The 18,071-nt window shown below is 67.8% G+C and carries 14 protein-coding genes; 8 read left to right on the top strand and 6 right to left on the bottom strand.

Annotation, left to right across the window (positions count from 1 at the left end):
• Positions 1–181 precede the first annotated feature (181 nt).
• The 6 genes from ASC91_RS16735 to ASC91_RS16710 form a co-directional block, all read right to left on the bottom strand.
• Positions 182–1,417 (bottom strand): OmpA family protein, encoded by a 1,236-nt coding sequence (locus tag ASC91_RS16735; RefSeq protein ID WP_235532009.1) that lies wholly within the window; start codon positions 1,415–1,417, stop codon positions 182–184.
• Positions 1,414–3,078, bottom strand: coding sequence for a serine/threonine-protein kinase (locus ASC91_RS30675; RefSeq protein ID WP_056198856.1), 1,665 nt, complete (start codon positions 3,076–3,078; stop codon positions 1,414–1,416). Before ASC91_RS30675 ends, ASC91_RS16735 begins: the two co-directional genes overlap by 4 nt.
• A 160-nt stretch (positions 3,079–3,238) precedes the next feature.
• Positions 3,239–5,221 carry a S9 family peptidase gene (locus ASC91_RS16725; protein ID WP_056198853.1) on the bottom strand — a complete coding sequence of 661 codons (1,983 nt, stop codon included), beginning with the start codon at positions 5,219–5,221 and terminating at the stop codon, positions 3,239–3,241.
• Positions 5,218–5,814: a GNAT family N-acetyltransferase gene (locus ASC91_RS16720; RefSeq protein WP_056198851.1), complete on the bottom strand. Its 597-nt coding sequence runs from the start codon at positions 5,812–5,814 to the stop codon at positions 5,218–5,220. Before ASC91_RS16720 ends, ASC91_RS16725 begins: the two co-directional genes overlap by 4 nt.
• Positions 5,811–6,038: a hypothetical protein gene (locus ASC91_RS16715; protein ID WP_056198848.1), complete on the bottom strand. Its 228-nt coding sequence runs from the start codon at positions 6,036–6,038 to the stop codon at positions 5,811–5,813. Before ASC91_RS16715 ends, ASC91_RS16720 begins: the two co-directional genes overlap by 4 nt.
• A complete protein-coding gene (locus ASC91_RS16710; protein ID WP_056198845.1) occupies positions 6,038–6,892 on the bottom strand; it encodes a MoxR family ATPase in 855 nt (284 codons plus the stop codon). Before ASC91_RS16710 ends, ASC91_RS16715 begins: the two co-directional genes overlap by 1 nt.
• 110 nt (positions 6,893–7,002) lie before the next feature.
• On the opposite strand from ASC91_RS16710, the gene ASC91_RS16705 reads away from it, so the two are divergent.
• From ASC91_RS16705 to ASC91_RS16670, 8 genes are all read left to right on the top strand, one after another.
• Positions 7,003–7,647 carry a cytochrome c gene (locus ASC91_RS16705; RefSeq protein WP_056198843.1) on the top strand — a complete coding sequence of 215 codons (645 nt, stop codon included), beginning with the start codon at positions 7,003–7,005 and terminating at the stop codon, positions 7,645–7,647.
• 140 nt (positions 7,648–7,787) lie between these two features.
• A complete protein-coding gene (locus tag ASC91_RS16700) occupies positions 7,788–8,993 on the top strand; it encodes an HD-GYP domain-containing protein (RefSeq protein WP_056198841.1) in 1,206 nt (401 codons plus the stop codon).
• A gap of 54 nt (positions 8,994–9,047) precedes the next feature.
• Positions 9,048–10,616 (top strand): ABC transporter substrate-binding protein, encoded by a 1,569-nt coding sequence (locus ASC91_RS16695; RefSeq protein ID WP_056199716.1) that lies wholly within the window; start codon positions 9,048–9,050, stop codon positions 10,614–10,616.
• A 76-nt stretch (positions 10,617–10,692) separates the two neighbouring features.
• Positions 10,693–12,606 (top strand): hypothetical protein, encoded by a 1,914-nt coding sequence (locus ASC91_RS16690; RefSeq protein ID WP_056198838.1) that lies wholly within the window; start codon positions 10,693–10,695, stop codon positions 12,604–12,606.
• Between the two features lie 125 nt (positions 12,607–12,731).
• A complete protein-coding gene (locus tag ASC91_RS16685) occupies positions 12,732–14,696 on the top strand; it encodes a TonB-dependent siderophore receptor (RefSeq protein ID WP_157281696.1) in 1,965 nt (654 codons plus the stop codon).
• A gap of 8 nt (positions 14,697–14,704) precedes the next feature.
• Entirely contained in the window at positions 14,705–15,265 is a 561-nt protein-coding gene (locus ASC91_RS16680; protein WP_082532734.1) for a YfiR family protein, read from the top strand.
• Positions 15,262–17,073: a bifunctional diguanylate cyclase/phosphodiesterase gene (locus ASC91_RS16675; protein ID WP_056198823.1), complete on the top strand. Its 1,812-nt coding sequence runs from the start codon at positions 15,262–15,264 to the stop codon at positions 17,071–17,073. The genes ASC91_RS16680 and ASC91_RS16675 overlap by 4 nt, the downstream gene beginning before the upstream one ends.
• A 133-nt stretch (positions 17,074–17,206) precedes the next feature.
• Positions 17,207–18,070, top strand: a complete 864-nt coding sequence (locus ASC91_RS16670) for a CPBP family intramembrane glutamic endopeptidase (protein WP_056198820.1) — start codon at positions 17,207–17,209, stop codon at positions 18,068–18,070.
• The last annotated feature ends 1 nt before the right edge of the window (position 18,071 follow it).

The raw sequence follows: 18,071 nt of genomic DNA, 5'->3' as shown, positions 1-18,071 counted from the left end.
CTGGCGATGTGCTTGCGGCTCAATGCCGCAAGCATCGCCGTCCCCTCGGGGGCTGAGGCCGGACACGACAAGTCCTGTGGACTTGTCGTGCCTGCCGAAGAGAAGCCGCTTTGCCGGCTTCGCGGTCTGCAAGACCGGTCAGACGCACCGCGTTCAGCGGGGTGCGGCTGGACGAGGGGTATCAGTTGCAGGGCACCACGCGGAACTCGACACGCCGGTCCAGGGCATCCACCGCGTTGTCGCTGCCGCTGCCGACCAGGTTCTCGCGCCAGCCCATGCCGCTGGCCTTGACGCGCTGGGCCAGGGGCGAGGCTTCGGCCGCCAGGCGCTGCTGGATGAAAGTGGCGCGTTGCAGCGAGAGCGCGTCATTGGTCTGCTCCGAGCCGGTGTGGCTGGTGTGGCCGACGATGACCATGCAGACGCGGGCGCCGGCGCCCTCCCTGGCGATCTGCCTCAGCCACATCGGATAGGCGCCGCTGACCTTGGGGTCGGACCAGAACTCCGTGCTGCCGGGGTTGAACAGGAACTTCACGTCCAGCTTGTTGGCGCGCAGCCCGTAGGCCACGATCTGGCCAAAGGCGGCCTCTGCCTCGGCGGTGCGCCCGAGCCGGACGTTGTTGAGGTAGATGCCGTTGAGTGTGCGCAGCTGCTCGCCGCCCGTCTGATTGCGGGCCTCCTGGTACTTGGTCAACGATTCCGGGTAGCGCTCGGCGTTGTAGAGGGAGCCGGCCTCGTTGATGACGCTGGCCACCGCGACGCGTTCCATGTAGACGCTGTTGGCCGAGCTGCCAGGCGCTGTCAGCGCCGTGCTGATGTAGCCGTCCACCACCTTGTCCTTCACCAGCACCGGGCTGTCCTGGTAGATCGCCAGCGGTGTGTGGTTGAGGCCGTCGTCGCGGGCCAGCGCCGAGGCCTGGGCCATCACCTGGCCCGTCTTGATGTCCACCAGGGCCAGGTTGATTTGCAAGGATTTCTTGCCCGGCACCCCCAGCAGGCGCGTCAGCGTGCCGGTCAGCAGATACTGGACCTTGGACAGGTTCTCGGTCCTGAAGGGCAGCAGGTCGAAGCTGCCTTCCTTGCGCGCCGCCAGACGCTCGGCGATGCGGCGTTCGAGCAACTGCGTGGTCTGGGTCTGCTGGCCGCTTGTCGCGTCGATCATGGGATCGACGACGACGCTTTTCTTGGCAATCTTGGACTCCACCTTTGCCAGGAAGGCGGGCAGCTTCTGAGTCTGGCCCACCAGGCCATCGGTGGCGACGACGACGGCTTCGCTGAAGGACAACTCGTTGGTCGAGACGGTCGGCTGTTTCGGCGCCGTCTCCAGGCAGCCGGCCAGCAGGGCCATGCAGCCCAGCATCGCGGCACGCCCCAGCTGCACTGAAAAATTGATGCGATTCGTGTGGCCAGCGCTACTCATCGACATTCCTTTTTCAGGTAAGCGGTCTCACTCGCCGTTAGCGGTTCCAGTGAGGCTTTTTGCAGAATATCACTGCACTTTGCGCCCTTCGCCTCGGAGGGCGCAGGAGCGGTCACGGCAGGGCGCGGCTTGGGTGCGGCCGGCGCCACGGCGATGGGCGTCGGCGCCGAGGCTGTGGGTGCCGGCGCGGGAGCAGGTGGCACGGGGGCGGTGGAGGCGGGCGTGTCCGGTGCAGAGGCCGCCGAGGCAGCCTGGACTGGGCTGGAAGCGATCGGCGCTGGAGCTGGAGCCGCAGCGGCGGCCGACGCCGGCGCGGGTGGCGGCGCCAGCTCGGCGGGCGCCGGTGCCCAGAGCAAGGCATATCCGCCCCAGGCGGCCGCGGCCAGGCCCACCACGCCCGCCGCGCTCAGGAGGAGAGCGCGGCGCGGCGGGGCCGGCACGGACGCCTGTGCAGGCACGGCGCTGGACGCTGGAAGAGCTGTCGGCGGGGGCGGGGCAGGCAGCACCGGGGGCGCCGCCGCCGCAGGCAGCTGCGTGCGAGCCACGGCGGGCGGCGGCGGTGGTTCGGGGCGTGTCGGCTCCCGCGGCGCGAGCAACGGGCTGATCGGTGCGACCTGGGTGGGGTCGAAATCCGGCAGCAGCACCGTTTCGTCGCCAGTCGGGAGGCCCAAAGCCTGCAGCTCGAGCAGATCGATGACCTGCGTGTCGCCGGCAGTGAGCAGGGTCCGGAACTCGGCAATGGATTGCGGGCGGTCCTTGGGGTGGATGGCCAGCGCACGGTCGACGGCCGCGAGGAAGGCGTTGCCGCAGCGACCCGCCGCCACGGTGGCCAGCGGTTGCAGCTGGTCGTTGAGCAGCCGCTCGACGGAAGCCACCGTGCGGCGGCCGCTGATGGCTGCGTAGAGCACGCTGGCCAGCGCGAAGATGTCGGTCCATGGGCCCTGGGTGACGCCAGGCATGTCCCCGTATTGCTCGATGGGCGCAAAGCCCGGCTTGAGCATGGCGGTCAGCGCATGCGTGAGATCGCCGATGACGCGGCGTGCGGCGCCGAAGTCCAGCAGCAGCGGCCCGTGGTCGGTGAGCAGGATGTTGTCCGGCGCGATGTCGCGGTGGTAGCAGTGCTCGTTGTGCAGCACCTCCAACGCATCCAGCAGCGGCATCAGCCAGGCGCGCACCTCGGTTTCGGTCGACGGCCGGCCGAGCCTGGTCAACGCCTCTTTCAGCGTCTGCCCCTGGTAGTAGGGCATGGCCATGTAGGCGGTGCCGTTGCCCTCCCAGAACTGATGCACCTTGAGCAGCGCCGGGTGGTCGAAGCGAGCCAGCAGCTTGGCCTCGTTGACGAAGCTCCGCAGCCCGATCGCAAAGGTCTCAGCGTGATTGGGCGACTTGACCAGCACCGTCAGCGAATTGCCGGCGCGTGCTGCCATCGACGAGGGCAGGTATTCCTTGATGGCGACCTGCCGCTCCAGCGCGACGTCGGTGGCGAGATAGACGATGCCGAAACCGCCTTCTCCCAGCACCCGGTCAATGCGGTAGTCGTGGATGCGCGTGCCGGACGGCAGGGTGTGGCCCGGCGTCAGCTGGACCTCCACGGCGATGGTGGGCTCTACCGGGTCTTCTGGGGTTTTGCGCCCGGGTGGACCGCCAGCCGCTTCGCTCATTGCTGCGGGCGACCGGACGGCGGCGCTTCATGCAAGGCAGGCAGCGTGCAGCAGAACTGGATCAGCATGGAGCACAGCATGGAGCAGGGCCGGGATCGAAGTTCTGCGGATTATGCAGAGCCGACACCTTCTCGCCCGCCTGCTGGACGTCGGGCTTGTCCTAAGCGGTGTAGCGGGCCAGCCAGTTGAAGAACTCCCCGTACCAGAGCCGGCTGTTGCGCGGTTTGAGCACCCAGTGGTTCTCGTCCGGGAACCAGACCAGCCTCGAAGGCACACCCAGCGATTTCAGTGTGTTGTAGTAGGCCAGGCCCTGGGCATCGGGCACGCGGTAGTCCAACTGGCCGTGCATGACGAGGGTCGGCGTCTTGAAGTGCTTGGCGAAGGCATGCGGGCTTTGGGCGGCGACACGGGCCGGATCATCCCAATAGGCCGCGCCCAGCTCCTTGCGATGCCAGCTGTAGGCGTCGTCGGCGTACATGGCCTGCCAGTCGTAGCAGCCGGCGTGGCAGACGTAGGCCTGATAGCGGCCGGCCTTCACGTGGCCGTTCATCCAGGCCACCATGTAGCCGCCATAGCTGCCGCCAGCGGCGACGACGCGCTTGCGGTCGACCCATGACTTCTTCAGCAGCCAGTCAGTGCCGGCCTCGACATCCTGCAACTCGTACTCGCCCCAGTGGCCGGTGATGCTGTCCAGGAACTCGTGGCCGAAGCTGGATGAGCCGTGGTAATTCACGCAGGCGACGACATAGCCCTGGCTGGCGAACACCTGATGGTTCCAGCGCCAGTGCCAGCTGTCACCGAAAGCAGTGTGCGGGCCGCCGTGGATGACGTGCATGACCGGCCACTTCTTCTTCGGATCGAAGCCCGGCGGGTAGGTCAGCCACATCTGCACGTCGTCGCCGCGCGCACCCTGGATCGTGACCTCCTCGTGGCGGCCGAAGCTTTGGGCCGCGAGGCGCTCGTCGTTCAGCGACTCGATGCGGCGCAGGCCATCGTCGCCCAGCACCGACAGCCGCGGCGGGAACTGCATGCCGTCGTGGTTGACGACGAGGAAGCCGGCCGACAGCGCGAAGCTGCCGACATGGCCTCCCTCGAAAACCCGATCGGCGGTGCGGTCGCCGAGCGCGAACTGCCAGAGGTGGCGGCGGCCGCGCTCCTCCGCGGCGAAGTACACCGCCTGGTCGTCCTCGGCCCAGCGCAGCGGTGCGCTGACCTCATGGTCCCAATCCTCGCTGAAGACGGCCCAGCGGCCCTGCTGATCCAGCACGGCGAGCTGGTTCGGATGGTTGTGGCCCAGGGCCTGGTGGCTGGCCAGGAAGGCGAGGTGAGCGCCGCCATGGCTGTAGCGCGGCGCGGCGAAGTCCCAGTCGCCGTCCTGCAGCAGCGTCTGGCCCTGGCGCGTTCTCACGTCGATCTCGGCCAGCGCAAAGCGGCCGTCCAGCTTCTTCTCGGCGGTGGGGTCGAAGGCGAAGGCGATGCGCCGGCCATCGGGCGACACGTCGAAGCAATTCACATCCGGCTCGGCGCGGCTCAGCTCCCAGGCCGTGCCCTCGAACAGGTCGCGCACCTTGCCCGTCTCGACATCCATCACATGCAGGTGCGGCACACGGTCCATCGGCAGGTGGTGGTCCCAGAAGCGGTAGAAGGCCTCGTCGGTGACGTAGGCGCTTTCCTTGCGGCTCTTGAAGTCGCGCAGCCGCGCGGCCTGGGCTGCGCCCTTCAGATCGGGCCAGACCCAGGACACGAAGGCGATGCGCCGGCCGTCGGGGAACCACTTGAAGGACTCGACGCCCGTGGGCACTTGGCCGACGCGGCGCGCCTCGCCGCCGTCCGGCGGGATCACATAAAGCTGCGTCTCCTCGTCTCTCACGCCGGCCTGCTCGCGCTTGGCGGTGAAGGCGATCAGGTCGCCGCGCGGGCTCCATTGCGGGTTGCCGTCCTTCTCGCCCGCTTCGGTCAGGCGGCGCGGCTCGCCGCCCAGCGTCGAGAACAACCACAGGCTGCTCTGCGCGCGGTTGGCCTCCATCGAGTAGCGCGTGACACCGGCGGCGGCCTGGGCACCATCGGGGCTGAGGCTGGGTTCGCCGATGCGATCCAGGGCCCAGAGTGCATCGACGTCAAAGGCCTTGGATTGTCTTTTCATGTTCGCTGTCGAGTCAGTTGCCAGTTCAGGTGCGCCTTGACCTCGGGCCATTCGCCCACGGTCAGGCTGTACATGACGGTGTCGCGCACCGTGCCGTCGCGGCGCAGCGCATGGTGGCGGATCACGCCGTCGCGCCTGGCGCCCAGGCGCTCGATGGCGCGCTGCGAGGCGTGGTTGAAGTTGTCGGTGCGCCAGCCCACGAGCTTGGCGCCCAGGGTTTCGAAGGCGTGGGTCAGCAGCAGCAGCTTGGCGGTCGTGTTGACGGCGCTGCGCTGCACACGCTGGGCATACCAGGTGTAGCCGATCTCGACGCGCTCGATGGCCGGCACGATGTCGTGATAGCTCGTTGACCCCAGCACCTCGCCGGTGGCGGCATCCAGCACGGCGAAGGGCAGGCGGTGGCCGGCGGCCTGCCCGGCCAGGGCCGCTTCGACGTAAGTGACGGCCTCGTCGGGCGCAGGCACGCTGGTGAAGCGCAAGTTCCACAGTTCGCCGTCCGCGGCCGCGGCCTGCAGGCCGGGCACATGGTCCAGCGTCAGCGGCACGAGGTGGATGGGGCCGGCGGCCAGCGTCACGGGCAGGACGGGTTTCATGGCTTGTCCTTCAGCATCAGCCGCCGCGCCAGTAAGCGGCCGCCGCCGCAGCCGGCGACGATGAGCAGCAGGCCGACGAGCTGCTGCGCATTCCAGTCGGTGCTGGCGATGAAGTCGATGCCGAACTGCCGGCCCAGCCACCAGCCGGCCAGCGCGCCAAGCACAAAGCCGACGGCATCCGCCAGCCCTTCGCGCATCGCGCGGTCGAAGTCTTGCTGCGCCATCAGCGGTTATTGCGCTGCATGAAGACGAGCTTCTCGAAGAGCGTCAGATCCTGCTCGTTCTTCAGGAGCGCCCCCACCAGCGGCGGGATGCTGACCTTCTCGTCCTTGGCTTGCAGCGCGTCCACCGGGATGTCTTCGGCCAGCAGCAGCTTGAGCCAGTCGATCAGCTCCGATGTGCTGGGCTTCTTCTTCAGGCCGGGCAGGTTGCGCACGTCGTAGAAGTTCTTCAGCGCCGCAGCGAGCAGGTCTTTCTTCAGCTTCGGGAAGTGCACGTCGACGATCTTCTGCATCGTCGCCGCGTCGGGGAACTTGATGTAGTGGAAGAAGCAGCGGCGCAGGAAGGCATCTGGCAGCTCCTTCTCGTTGTTGGACGTGATGAAGACCAGGGGCCGGTGCTTGGCCTTGATCAGCTGGCGCGTCTCGTAGACATAGAACTCCATGCGGTCGATCTCGCGCAACAGATCGTTGGGGAACTCGATGTCCGCCTTGTCGATCTCGTCGATGAGCAGCACGACCGGCTCGTCGGCCTCGAAGGCCTGCCACAGCACGCCTTTGACGATGTAGTTCTCGATGTTGCGAACGCGCTCGCTGCCCTCGATGCCGGCGAGCTGGCTGTCGCGCAACCGGCTGACGGCGTCGTACTCGTACAGGCCCTGCTGGGCCTTGGTGGTGCTCTTGATATGCCACTGCAGCAGCGGCATGCCTAAAGCGCCGGCCACTTCCTCGGCCAGCATGGTCTTGCCGGTGCCGGGCTCGCCCTTGATGAGCAGCGGCCGCTGCAGCGTCGCCGCGGCATTGACCGCGAGCATCAGGTCGGCCGTGGCGACGTACTGGTCGGAACCTTGGAATTTCATTGGGAAAACCGGGGCAAAACCCGAACTGAAGAGGGGCCGGACCAGTATAGGAGGCCTCCTATAATCGCCGCCGCTCCGGAACACGACACCAACCCGAACCTCTTGGGACCATGAAAAAACTGCTGCAGATCTCGCTCGCCCTGGCCACCGCCTTTGCTGCCCTCGCAGCCCAGGCCCAGGACGTGAAGGCCGGTGAGACCAAGGTCGCGATGTGCATTGGCTGCCATGGCATCGTCGGCTACCAGGCCAGCTTCCCCGAGATCCACAAGGTGCCGATGATCGCGGGCCAGAACGCCAAGTACATCGTCTCGGCCCTGCAGGCCTATGCCAAGGGCGACCGCAAGCACCCGACGATGCGCGGCATTGCCGGTTCGCTGAGCGAGCAGGACATGAACGACGTGGCCGCTTTCTACGAGCAGCAGGCCAAGCTGCCGGCGGTGGCCGACAGCATTCCGGCCGCGCCGGCCAATGTGGCCGAGCTGCTGACCAAGGGCGCCTGCGTGTCCTGCCACGGCGCCAACTTCAGCAAGCCCATCGACCCGAGCTACCCCAAGCTGGCTGGCCAGCACGCCGACTACCTGACCGTCGCGCTGAAGTCCTACAAGACCGAGAAGAACCCCGGGGTGGGCCGCAGCAACGGCGTCATGGCCGGCCAGGTCAAGCAGTTCAGCAACGCCGAACTGAAGGCCATCGCCAGCTACATCAGCACGCTGCCGACCGAACTGGCCACCGTGCCGCAGGGCAAGTTCCGCTGATCCGGCGCGACCGCCGCCCGACCGAGCCGCCTTCAAGGCGGCTTTTTGTTGCCCGCGGCAAAAGCGTGCAGGGCTGCACGATCGTTGCACGGCCTTGCCTGCGTCACGCACGGATACTGGTGCGCATAGACGACGCTGTCATGTTGAAGAAGATCTCGACCTCCGACGTGAGGCTGGGCATGTATCTCCAGGCGATGGAGGGGGCCTGGCTCTCCCATCCGTTCTGGAAGACCAAGTTCGTGCTGGCCGATGCCGCCGACCTTGCCGCCCTGCAGGCCAGCGGCGTGTCGGCCGTCTGGATCGACGTCAGCAAGGGCGGGGATGTGACTGCGCCTGCGCCAATCGCCGCCGCGACCGTCGCTTCGCCGCCCACGCCGCCCGCCACAGCCGCCCCTCAGCCGCGCGTCAGCATGGAGTCCGAGCTCGACCGCGCCACCCAGGTGCTGGGCCGGGCCAAGGTGGCCGTCATGGCGCTGTTCAACGAGGCGCGGTTGGGCAAGGCCATCGACACCGAAGTCTGCCTGCCCATCGTCGACGAGGTCACGTCCTCGCTGGCGCGCAACCCGTCAGCCTTCCTCAGCCTCGCGCGGCTCAAGGACAAGGACACCTACACCTATATGCACTCGGTCGCCGTCTGCGGCCTGATGGTGTCTCTGGGCCGGCAGATGGGGCTGTCCGATGCCGAAGTGCGTGAAGCTGGCCTGGCCGGGCTGCTGCACGACGTCGGCAAGATGCAGATGCCCATGGAGGTGCTGAACAAGCCCGGTGCGCTGACCGACGCCGAATTCGACGTCATGCGCGGCCACCCCGAGCGCGGCTTCGACCTGCTCAAGGACGGTGCCAAGGTGCCGCCCTCGGCCCTGGACGTCTGCCTGCACCACCACGAGAAGATGGACGGCAGCGGCTACCCGCACAAGCTGGCCGGCGACCAGATCAGCCTGCTGGCGCGCATGGGCGCGGTCTGCGATGTCTACGACGCCATCACCTCGACCCGACCCTACAAGAACGCCTGGGACCCGGCCGGCTCGCTGCAGCGCATGTCACAGTGGAAGGGGCAATTCGACCCGGCCGTCTTCCAGGCCTTCGTGAAGAGCGTCGGCATCTACCCGACCGGCACCCTGGTGCGCCTGCAGTCGGGTCGCCTGGCGGTGGTGGTCGAGCAGAACGCCACTTCACTGGTCGCGCCGCGCGTCAAGGTCTTCTACTCGACCAAGTCGAGCATGCCCATCCCGTTGCAAGTCATCGACCTGGCCACGTCCACCGACCGCATCGCCGGCCGCGAGCCGCCCGAGGACTGGAATTTCACCCACCTGGACGAGCTCTGGAACCCGAACGCCAAGCGGTAACGAAGGGGCTTTGACGGCCTCCTAAACTGCCAGCCCTGCAGTTGGGAGATGGCAATGAAGCGATGGCTGGGTGTAGCTCTTTTGGCATGGACCTGCGGTGTGTCCGCGCAGACGCTGCGTTGGGCCAGCCAGGGCGACCCGCAGACCATGGACCCGGACTCGCAGAACGAGAGCCTGACCAATATGGTCAATGGCCAGATCTACGAGCGACTGACGAATCGCGACGCCAAGCTGGGCCTGGTGCCAGGCCTGGCCATCGAATGGAAGCAGACCGGGCCGCTCGCCTGGCGCTTCAAGCTGCGCGCCGGCGTCAAGTTCCACGATGGCACGCCGCTGACGGCGGATGACGTCGTCTTCTCGGTGCAGCGCGCCAAGGAGCCCACCTCGCAGATCGCCGTCTGGGCCAACGCCGTCGGCACGGCCAGGAAGGTCGACGACCTGACGGTGGACTTCCAGCTGACCACTTTCAACCCCATCTTCCTGCAGCACATCGACCAGTTGTGGATCATGAGCCGCAAGTGGTGCGAGGCGCACAAGGCCACCAAGCCGCTGGACTTCAAGAACAAGGAAGAGAGCTTCACGGCGCTGAACACCAACGGCACCGGCCCCTTCATGCTGGCCAGCCGCCAGCCCGGCATCAAGACCGTGCTCAAGCGCAACCCGAACTGGTGGAACAAGTTTGAAGGGAACGTCCAGGAGGTCGTCTACACCCCCATCGCGACGGACGCGACCCGTCTGGCCGCTCTGGTGTCGGGCGAAGTCGATTTCGTGCTCGACCCCGCGCCGCGCGACATTGCGCGCCTGCGCAACACCGCTGGCGTCAAGGTCATCGAGGGACCGGAAAACCGCCTCGTCTTCATCGGCATGGATCAGTCGCGCGACAAGCTGCTCTATGGCAACGTCCCCGGTGACAAGAACCCCTTCAAGGACGTGCGCGTGCGCCGGGCGCTGTACCAGGCCATCGACATCGACGCGCTCAGGACCAAGCTGATGAGCGGCCTGTCGGTGCCCACCGGCGCGCTGACTCCGTCCGGCATCGCCTCCTTCGACGACCCGGCCCTGCAGGCCCGCCTGCCGCACGACCTGGCCGGCGCGAAGAAGCTGATGGCCGACGCGGGCTATGCCGATGGCTTCGAGGTGACGCTGGACTGCCCCAACAACCGCTACATCAACGACGAGGAAATCTGCACGGCCCTGGCCTCGATGTGGGCCCAGCTGAAGATCAAGGTCAAGGTCAACGCCATGCCCCGCGTCATCTACTTCCCCAAGCTGGAGAAGTACGACACCAGCCTGTACATGTACGGTTGGGGCGGCTCGGTGACGGATGCCGAGAGCATCCTGACGCCGCTGTACCGCACGCGCGGCGACAAGGGTGTGGGCAACTACAACTTCGGCGGCTTCCGCAACGACAAGGCGGACGCGCTGGCGGCTCAATCGAGCGTCGAGCCGGACGCCAGGAAGCGCGAGCAGCAGATCCGCGGCGCGCTGACCGAGCTGCGTGAGCAGGTCAACATCATCCCCTTGCACCGCCAGGTGGTGCCGTGGGCGGCGCGTGCGAATGTCACGGCCATCCACCGGCCCGACAACTGGCTGGAGCTGGCCTGGGTGCAGATCAGCCGCTGATTTCGGCCCTTTAACGGCCCACCACCCGGGGGGCTGGCGCGGCACACTGGCCCAAGCCCAGATTCACGCCCGCGCCATGCTGTACCGCCTTGCTGCTTTTGCCCTGACCCTGCTGCTCGCCTCCTGCGGAGGCGGCGGTGGCGGTTCGGACACGCCTGTGCTGGACAAGCCGCCCACGTTGCGCGGCGTTGCCGCCACGGGCGCGCCTCTGGTCAATGCGCAGATCAGCGTCGTCGATGGCCAGGGCAAGGCCGTCGGCACGGCCACCACCCATGGCGCAGACGGCAGCTACAGCCTGACGCTGAGCACCAGCAGCCCCGCCGCGCCCTTGTTTATCCAGGCGCGCGGCATGGATGCCGCCGGCACCATGCAGGTGCTGCATTCCACCGTGCCGACCATCAGCGCCGCCATGGTCGGCCACGTGACGCCACTGACCAACGCCGTCGTCGCGCTGTCCTTGGGTACCGAGCCGGCGCCGGTATTCACGGCCGCCGCCACCAGCACCAGCCAGTTGACCCAGATGGCCAGCGCCGCGGCCGCTGCAGGCACCTTCCTGAAAACCCTGGTCAAGACCCAGGTCAGCGACCTGAAGATCACCGACGCCACGGCCCTGGACCTGCTGGCGGATTCGACCTTTGCCGCCAACAAGGGCGCCCACGACCTGCTCATCGAGAGCGTGCGCATCGACCTCGCACGCTCCAAGCTCAACGTGCCGGTGCTGCAGATCGGCAACAAATTCCTCGCCGCACCGACGGCCGAAGTCGTCGTCGAGCTGCCCACGGCTCAGACCGAGTTGCTCAAGGCCACCGGCACGCCGGCCACCGCCATCACCTCGACGTTGAAGGCCGCGACCAGCGCGACGACGCTGCTCGGCACCTTGTCGGGTCTGGATGACCTCGGCGCGGCGCTGAACCAGCTGATCGCCCAGGGGCGCGACGTCAGCACGCTGCTGAACTCCGTCCTCGTCACCGGTTACGACAAGCACAACGGCCGCAGCAAGGCCGACATCGCCGGCATCCTGTCGACCTACACGACGGGCAACCGCCAGTTTGGCCGCTTCCAGCTGCTGGGCTGCGCCGACGATGCACCGACCGCCGGCAACTGCGCCAAGGTGCTGGTGGGCGCCGTCATCAGCGATTCCACCGGTGCAGTCGTCGACCTTTTCAGCGACGCGGTCAGCTACAACAAGTCGGCCACGACGACCAACAAGTGGAACCTGATCGGCAACGGCAAGAAGCTGGCCGTCGGTGTGTATCCGCTGGGCTTCCTGGCGCTGAATGCCGATGGCACGGCCAGCGGTGCCGTGGTGCCCAACCCGGGCATCGGCCTGCAGGTCGAGGTTCAGGCGCAGACGGCCGATCCCGTGCCCGGCATTCCGGCGACGCAGCTGCTCAGCTCGGCCACGGTGCAGTTGCCCGGCGGCTTCAGCATTCCCTTCGGCTATTGCAACCGGCTCCTGCTGTGCGTGTCGTCCACGCCGGGCGCCACCAACCTGATCCCGACCGGCGGCGTGGGCGACATCGCCATCCAACGCTCGGCGGTCGGCTGGATCGGCAGCGCGGACAGCGTGCGTGGTGCCAAGTTCATCGCCAGCTACACGATTTCCGGCGTGGCCGAGACGCGCAACGCCTGGCTGCGCGCCGACGTGCTCGGCGAGCCGGCTGCCACGCGCTTCCCGAGTGTTGACAGCGTGTCTGCAGCCAGCCCGGTGTCCGCCGCCTCGCTGCAGAGCGGCACCCGGGTGATCAACTGGGCCGCCTGGGCCGCTGCCAACCCCGACCTGCGCCTCATCGAGATCAAGCGCGTCTTCACGCCGACCGTCGGCGGAGCGCCCACGGTGCTGGACACGAGCGTGCCGCTGCCGCCCAGGACGGTGGCGACGCTGAGCACGGCGTACACGCCGGTGGGCAGCGTCACATCGGAGCTGTGGCTGCAGGCCATGGACGCGCAGGGGCGACGTTTCCATACCCGTTACACCGGCAAACCGTGAATTGAGTCGCGGACCGGCTCGCAACCGGCGTTGTTGTGAAATGTGACAGCGACTGCGGACGGGGCCAAAGCTAAGCTTTCGGCACCGTTTCCCATCGCCGCCGACGTCTGCCGGCGACCGCCCTTGTGAAAAGCCGCCTAATTGCGCTGGCGTGGTTGTCCACGCTGGCCCTGACTCCAGCGGCTCAAGCCGCTTCCGCCGCCGACGCCTCGGATGACCAGGCGCTTGAAGCGCTTCTGAAACGGGAAGTGCAGGGCCCGTCCCGCTATGCCCAGAGCCTGATGGATGCGCCGGCGTCGGTCAGCGTGCTGGAGCGCGGCGTGTCCGATGCCCTTGGCCACCAGACCGTGGGTGACCAGCTGGCCCGCCTGCCTGGCGTTTACCTCGGCAACTCGCGCACCTACAGCAGCCTGGGCCTGCGCGGCTTCAATCGGCCGGGCGACTACAGCGCCCGCCTGCTGATGGCCATCGACGGCCAGCGCGTCAATGACGCCATCTATGACCAGGGCCTGCCGCAGCTGGAACTGCCCATCGTCGCCGAATGGGTCAAGCGGGTGGAACTCGTCCACGGCCCGGGCTCCTCGATCTACGGCAGCAATGCGCTGCTGGGCGTCGTCAATGTCGTGACGCTGAACGGCGCCGACGCGCCGGGCCTGACGGCCCAGGGCAGCGTGGGCGATAACGGCATGCGCCGCGCCGAGATGCATTACGGTGCCGCCGCCGCGGACAGTGATTTGTTCATCGGCCTGAACCTGCAGCGCACCGCCGGCGAGGACCTTTTCCTGCCCGAACTCGGCACGGCCGATGGCTGGGTGCGTGGTCTTGATGGCGAGCGCCAGGTGGCGCTGCTGGCCAAATACCGCAACGGGCCGTGGCGGGTCGCGTTGAACGCGGTGCGTCGCGACAAGGATGCCGCGACCGCACCCTACGGCACCGAGCCCGGCGCGCCCGGCACTCACTACACCGACAGCCTGGTGCTCGGCGAGCTCAGCTACGACGAAGGCTGGCAGGGCGATGTACGCCGCTCTGCACGGCTCAGTGTGGCGGGCTATGAATTCCTCGGCAGCTATGTCTTCGGGCCGGTGCCTCAACTCGTCAACAAGGACGAGGCTCGCGCCCAATGGACGACGCTGGAGGCGCGCATGCTGTGGCGAGGCCTGCTCAACCATCAGCTGATGTTCGGCGCCGAGCTGCGCACCTCGCCCCAGGGCCTGCAGCGCAACTACGACGTCGACCCCTATGCGCTGCGCCTGGATTCGCGCGTCACCCAGGACGCCGCGGGCGTCTACGCGCAAGACCAGTGGCGGCTTTCATCGGTGCTGCAGCTGACCACCGGCCTGCGCCTGGACCATGTGAGAGGCTTCGCGCCAGCCATGTCGCCGCGCGCCGTGCTGGCGCTGCGGCCCGACGAGCGGGAGTCCTTCAAGCTGATGTGGGCGCAATCCTTTCGCACGCCCAATCTGTACGAGCGCTTCTACGACGACGGCGGGGTTTCCCAGCTGCGCAGCAACGACCTGAAGCCCGAGCGCCTCAACTCCGTCGAAGCTGCCTGGGAGTACGTGCTCCACAGCGGCCATGCGCTCAGCGCCAACGCCTACTACACGCGCATGAACCGGTTGATCGAGCAGCAGCCCGTCGGCAGCGAGAGCGAGGCGGTGGTGCAGTACCGCAATGTCGGCAGCGTCAGGTTGCGGGGCGTGGACGTTGGCGTCGAAAAGCGCGCGACGGACGGCTGGCTCTGGCACATCAGTGCGTCCTGGATGGACGGCCGCGACGACGCCGGCCAGCGCCTGAGCAATTCGCCCTCGTGGATGTTCAAGGGCGACCTCGTCTCACCGGTGTGGCAGCGCTGGCAGCTTGGCACGGAGTGGAACCTGCTCGGCCGCCGCAGCGGCCGCGTCGAGGTGCCGACCAGCGCCCTCGTCAACGCCCATCTGCGCTATCACGTCGATCCGCGCCAGAGCCTGGCCCTGCACCTGAGCAACGCGCTGGACCGCCGCATTTTCGACCCGTCGACCCCCGACACGTCGCTGAGCGCCATCCCTCAGCCCCGGCGCGCCTGGCGCCTGGACTGGCGCTTCACGCTCTGAGCCTGGCCATGCGCGGCAGTCGAGCAGCGGTGAGGGGATGGGTGGGCTGGCGTGCCGGCTGCGCGATCCTGCTCGGCCTGCTGTCGGCCCAGCCGGCCGCGGCGCAGAACGCCAGCCCGGAAGCCTTGAAAGCCGAGGTTGTCTACCGCCTGCTGATGTTCGTCACCTGGCCCGCCGACCGCGAGCTGGCGGGGCGGCCGCTGCAGCTGTGCACCGTCGGCGAGGGCCGCATGGACAGCGCGCTTCAGTCCCTGGCGGGTCGACCGATCCGGCACCTCACCGTCGATGTGCGCCATCAGGCCCGCGCCGACCAGCTTGCCGGCTGCCATCTGCTCTACCTGCCCACGCCTCAGCCGGCGCTGCGCCCGGTGTTGGCCGACCTGCCGGTGCTCGTCATATCGGATGTGGCGGTGATGCTGGAGCAGGGTGCCATGATCAACCTGCAGATTGAAGACGGCCGTATCGTCTTCGACGTGGACCTCGACGCCGCGCGCCGCGTCGGCCTGGCCATCAGCACCAAGCTGCTGCGCCTGGCCCGCTACGTTCGCCACCAGACGACATCGCCGTGAAGCCGCAATTTGCCGATGCCTTCGATCGCCTGCGCGAACTCGTGGTCGCGCTGGCCGCCTTGCTGGTCTTCGCACTGCTGCTCAGCGTGCTGCAGTACTGGCGCCTGCATGACCGCCAGCTCGAGGACCTGCGCACCCAGGCCGACATCGTCGCGCAGACGGTCTCGGCGGCGCTGGTCTTCGACAGCCGCAGCGATGCCGGCGAAAGCCTGGCTGCCCTGCAGCAGAGCCCGTCCATCGTGCATGCCCGGCTGCTGAAGGGCGATGGCGCCGTCTTCACGCAGTTCTCGCGCACCGCGGCCGAGGTCACCTGGTTGCACGAGGCCGCCGGCACGGTGAGCGTGCAGGTGCCGGTCATGGCCGACGGCCGGCGAGTCGGCATGCTGGTCGTGGAGGCCAGCCGCCTGCCGATGTGGATGGACGTGGGCCAGTTCCTCGCCGCCACCATGGGCACCCTGCTGGCCACCGCCGGGTTGGCCTGGTGGCTGTCCAAGCGGCTGCGGGTGCAGATCAAGGAGGTCGAGCGCCGCACTCGCTATCTCGCGCGCTTCGACGCACTGACCGACCTGCCCAACCGTGAGCACCTGCGCGGGCTGCTGGAGCGTGTGCTGCACCACCACGGCCGCACCACCCTGCTGATCCTGGACCTCGACGATTTCAAGCGGATCAACGACCAGCATCGGCACGCCGCCGGCGACGCCGTGCTGCAGGCCATTGGCCAGCGGCTCAGGCTGCTGCGCCGGCCCGGCGACCAGATTGCCCGCCTGTCCGCCGACGAATTCGCACTGCTGCTGGTGCCGGGCCTGGAAGACGAGGCGCTGCGCAGCCATGTCGCCCAGTTGCAGGCCGAACTCACGCAGCCGGTGCTGCACGACGGCCATTGGCTGCACCTGCATGTCTCCAGTGGCGGCGTCTCATTGCCCGAGCACGCGCGTGATGCGAGCGAGGCCTTGCGCAGTGCCGATGCAGCGCTGCGGCATGCCAAGCAGATCGGCAAGGACAGCTTCCAGCTCTTCACGCCGCAGATCGGCGAAGCGCTGCGCCTGCGGCTGGCGCTGGAGCACGATATACGCGAAGGCCTGGCGCAGGGGCAGTTCTGCCTGGCCTACCAGCCGCAGTACGACGCCGCGCGCCGCATCCACGGCTTCGAGGCGCTGGCGCGCTGGCACCACCCGCAGCGGGGCTGGGTGCCGCCGGCCGAATTCATCCCGGTGGCAGAGAACTCGGGCCTGATCGTCGAGCTCAGCCTGGCGCTGCTGGCCGTGCTGCGCCGCGACCTCGACGGTCTGCGCGCCCGGGGCCTGGCCTGCCCGCCGGTGGCCGTCAACCTGTCCTGGGAGCAATGCCGCAAGCCCCAGCACCGCGAGCGCTTCCTGCAGCAGCTCAAGACGCTGCAGCTGGGGCCGGACGAGATCGAATTCGAGCTGACGGAAAGCGCCGGCTTCGAGGACATCGACAAGCCCGATTCCTTCGTCTTCACCTTGCAGGGTCTGGGCTACAACCTGGCCATCGACGACTTCGGCACGGGCTACAGCTCGCTGGCCTATCTGCGCCGCATCCGCTGCCGCAAGCTCAAGATTGACCGCCTCTTCGTGCACGGGCTGTCGGGCAATGCCGACTCCCACATGCTGGTCGAATCCATGGTGCGCGTCGCGCACGCCATGCGCATGGTCGTCGTGGCCGAAGGCGTGGAATTGCCGGCGGACGAGGCGGCCCTGATCGCAATGGGCTGCGACCTGATGCAGGGGTTTGCCTTCTGCAGGCCGGTGCCGCCGGACGAGATGCCAGGATTGCTGTCGGTCGACTGATCCGGCAGGCCGTTGCTCCCATCGGGTCGTCTGTCCGGCCGATCTGCGGTTCGTCGCCTGGCCGTTGTCGATCTCAAGCGTGCTCAACAGAATTGCGCGCACCGCCACCCCTCCGACCTGCAAGGATGCGCAATTGAACAAGCTGCTACGCAACGATCAGGGCCGCCTGCGCAGCGGCTGGTGGATCCTTCTCTTCATGGCCATCTTCCTGGCCAGCCAGTGGGTGTACCGGCCGGTGTCTCACGGCTTGCAGCAGATCGGCGTCGCCAAGGCCTGGCTGTCGCCGCTGCCGGTCGTGTTTCTGCTGGGGGTGACGTGGATCTGCATGCGGCTGCGTCGGCAGCGTCTGGCGGGCGTGGGGCTGGCGCTGGATGGGTCGTGGGGGCGGCAGTTGCTGTTGGGCGTGGCTTTCGGGGCCGCGCAGATGGCGGCGGTCACGGCGTTGATCTTGCTCGCGGGCGGCGTGCGCTTCGAGCTGGACCCGGCGCGTAGCCTCGCGGCGCTGGCTTATGGCGCCTGGGTATTCCTGTGTGTGGCCGTGCTGGAGGAGCTGCTGTTCCGCGGCTTCGTGCTGCAGCGCATGGTGGAGGGCCTGGGGGCGCGCTGGGCGCTGGCGCTGATGGCCGCGCTCTTCGCCGTCGCCCACCTGGGCAACCCAGGCATGGACGGCATCACGGTCGCGACGGCGACGCTGGACAACGCGCTGGGCGCCCTGCTGCTCGGTCTGGCCTGGCTGCGCACCCGCAGCCTCGCCCTGCCCATCGGTATCCACTTCGGCTGGAACTGGATGCAAGGCTCGGTGCTGGGCTTGGACGTGAGTGGCCTGGCCCAGGCCGGATGGCTGCACCCCCAACTGCTCGACCGGCCGCAATGGCTCAGCGGTGGCACCTTCGGACCGGAGGCGAGCGTCTTCGCGGTGGTGGTTGACCTGGCCGCGGTGCTGTTGCTGTGCCGGTGGAAGGGCATGGCGCGCAGGCCGTCCGCGGTGGCGGCTTGAG

The sequence above is a fragment of the Pelomonas sp. Root1237 genome (genome assembly GCF_001425055.1).
Taxonomy (GTDB): Bacteria; Pseudomonadota; Gammaproteobacteria; order Burkholderiales; family Burkholderiaceae_C; genus Pelomonas.
The sequence above is the reverse complement of the archived record's forward strand: the minus strand, read 5'-3'. Positions and strand labels throughout refer to the sequence as shown.